The sequence below is a fragment of the Streptomyces sp. WAC06614 genome (assembly GCF_003949795.1).
Lineage (GTDB): Bacteria > Actinomycetota > Actinomycetes > Streptomycetales > Streptomycetaceae > Streptomyces.
In genome coordinates, this window is sequence record NZ_RPRY01000537.1 from 1 (window position 1) to 2872 (window position 2872).

General features: G+C 78.7%; 2 protein-coding genes. Both read right to left on the reverse strand.

Annotated elements, in window-relative coordinates; genetic code table 11:
* Positions 1-571 precede the first annotated feature (571 nt).
* Complete coding sequence (locus tag EF918_RS34330; RefSeq protein ID WP_125652788.1) at positions 572-1714, reverse strand: ADP-ribosylglycohydrolase family protein; 1143 nt, start codon at positions 1712-1714, stop codon at positions 572-574.
* A gap of 7 nt (positions 1715-1721) precedes the next feature.
* Complete coding sequence (locus EF918_RS34335) at positions 1722-2861, reverse strand: ADP-ribosylglycohydrolase family protein (RefSeq protein WP_125652789.1); 1140 nt, start codon at positions 2859-2861, stop codon at positions 1722-1724.
* Positions 2862-2872 lie beyond the last annotated feature (11 nt).

The following is a 2872-nucleotide window of genomic DNA, read 5'->3' on the forward strand; positions in this document are numbered from 1 at the left end:
GGTCGGCGCGGTCTGGGTGGCCGCCCGCGGCCGCCCAGACCGCGCCGACCCGCGCCGCCGCCTCCGCCCGCCCGTCCTCGACGGCCTGCCGCAGCTCATGCCCGAGCAGATCCTCGGGCTGCACCCAGGTCACCCGCACCAGCGGCCCGTCCGCCGCCCCCGCCGCAACGCCCGTGCCCGCGAGGCCGGGCCGACACGCCCCGGCGGCGCCCGCGGCGCCCGCGGCCCCTGCGGCGCCGGCGGGCCCGGTGCGGTGCGGCCGGTCGGGTGTGGGGCTGTGTGGCGGGGGTGGTCTCCGCGTCGGCGGTCCGGCTGCCCGGCCGCGCGGCGGCCGCCCGGGGGTGGGGCTGCGTGGCCGGGGACGCGGCGGCGGTCCCGCCGTCTCGGCGCGCGGCGGCCGGTCGGGTGTGGGCCTGGGCGGCCCGGGTGGCCTGCGCGCCGGCGGTCTCGCCGTCCCGGTGCGGTGCGGTCGGCCGGTCGTCGGGCTGCGTGGCCCGTTCCGTGGTCGCCGGGGCCGCCCGGTGGGCGGTCGGCTCGGTGGCGGCCGACCGCGGGCGGTCGGTGGGGGGCATCAGGGGGCCGTCAGGGTGGTGAAGGCCGCTGTGCGGGCGGCGTGGCGGGTGTGGTCCAGGGTGAAGACCTCGCGGGCGACCGCGGCCATGGTCGCGGCCGGGGCGTGCAGGTCCAGGCGGCTGGCCTCGGCCACCTGCTTCGCCCAGGCCGCGGGCACAGCGGCTTCGCCGCCCATCGCTCCGGCCAGCGCCCCCGCCATCGTGGCGATCGAGTCGCAGTCCCGCCCGTAGTTCACCGAACCCAGCACCGCCTCCTCGTACCGGCCCCCCGCCACCAGCAACATGCCCAGCGCCACCGGGAGTTCCTCGACGGCGTGCAGCCGCGACGGCCGGCGCGCGCCGAGCGACGGGTTGCGGTAGTCCGGGCCCACGGTGTCGTACGGCGCGACCGCCGCCCGCAGCGGCCCCAGCGCCGATTCCACGTCCCGGTGGCGGCCCGCCTCCTGCGCCACCGCCGCGATCGCCGCCCGCGTGCCGTCCTTGGCCAGGGACAGGGCCGTCTCCACCACCGACCCCGCCGTCGCCCCGGGCGCGAACGCCGCGGCCACCGCCGCCGCGAACACCCCCGCGGCCTCCCGCCCGTACGAGGACTGGTGCGCTCCGGTGAGGTCGACGGCCTCGGCGTAGGCCCCGGCCGGGTTGCCCGCGTTGACGATGCCGACGGGCGCCACGTACATCGCCGCCCCGCAGTTGACGATGTTGCCGCTGCCGGCCTCGCGCGGGTCCACGTGTCCGTAGTGCAGCCGGGCGACCAGCCACTTCTCGGCGAGGAAGATCCGCTGGAGGGGCAGTGCCTCGGCCTCCAGCTCGGGGATCCACCGCGGGGTGGACATCAGGTCGGGGACCAGGTGGTCGGCGACGGCGTAGGCGTCGAGGTGGTCGCGGACGCGCGCGTAGACGCGGACCAGGGCGTGGGTCATCAAGGTGTCGTCGGTGACGTGCCCGTCGCCCTTGTGGTACGGGGCGATCGGGCGGGCCGTGCGCCAGTCCTCGTACCAGGGTCCGACGATGCCGTGCACGCGGCCGCCGTGCCGTTCCACGATCTGGTCCGGGGACCAGCCCTCCACCGGCCCGCCGAGCGCGTCACCGACGGCGGCGCCGACGAGGCAGCCGGCCGCCCGGTCTTCGAGAGTGAGCGTCATGTCCGAATCATCCCTTGGGTGTGGTCAGTTCCGTGCGAGCGAGGAGTCCGGCGAGTTCGACGAGGTCGGTGCCGGCCAGGCGCGGCAGGGCGCAGCCGGAGAGGGTGCGGCAGGCCTCCCGCCAGGCGGCGGGGACGGAGTCCGCGCCCCCGAGGGTGCCGGTGAGGGCGCCGGCCAGGGCGGGGGCCGAGTCGGCGACCCGGGACAGGCAGGCGGCGGCCGGGACCGCGGCGGTGACGTCGCCGCGGGCCGCGGTGGCCAGGGCCAGGGCGATGGGGACGGTCTCGGCGGCGGCGATGCCGTAGCTGTAGACGTGGTCGACGATCTCGTGCTCCAGGGCGGGCACGATGGCGAACGCGCCGGCGCCGGGGGGCACCCGGCTGCCCGGCCCGTCGTCGCTGCCGGCGCCGCGGGCGAGCTTGACGGCGTGCCGGGCGTTGCGGCCGATCTCGGTGGTCGCGGGCAGCTGGTCCAGGGCGGCGTCGACGGCGGTCTCGACGTCCCCGCCGCCGAGGGCCGCGGCGACGGCGGCGGCCATCGCGCGGGCGCCGTGGACGCCGTCGCCGTCCTGGGTGTAGCGGGCGTCGAACTCGGCGAGGTCGGCCGCGGCCCGCGGGTCGGCGGGGTGGACGAGGGCCAGGACGCAGGCCCGGACGCAGGCGGCGTCGTCGAAGTAGTGCGGGTTGTCGTGCCCGGTCGCGGGCGGGCGCAGCCCGGCGGCGAGATTGCCGAGCCCGGCCCGTACGGAGATCCGCGCGCGCAGCGGCAGCACGGCGGACTCGACCTCCGGGGCGCGTTCGGCCGCGGCGGCGATCTCGCTGGCGAGGGCGTTCCAGGCCAGGTCGATGGCGGCGCGCATGCGGCGCGACCGGCTGAGGTCGCTGAGCAGCACCCCGGCGGCGGTGAGCACGGACTCGGCGGCGAACGCCGCCCACTCGGCGTCGTCGGACGGGCCGAGCCGTAGCGGCTCGGGCGGCTGGTTGAGCGCGATGGGCACGGGCAGGGTGGTGGTGGCGTTCTGCTCGGCGAAGGTGTCGAGCTCCCGGGTCAGGCGCCGGGTCCACTCGGGCATCCGCGCGGCCCGGTGCCGGGCCGCGGGCCACCCGGCCGCGTCCCCGGCCGCCAGCCCGAGCAACAACCCTTCGATCCGCCCCTGCC

Coding starts and splice junctions, on each gene's coding strand:
- EF918_RS34330 (WP_125652788.1), bottom strand. CDS start 1,714: ATGACGCTCACTCTCGAAGACCGGGCGGCCGGCTGCCTCGTCGGCGCC.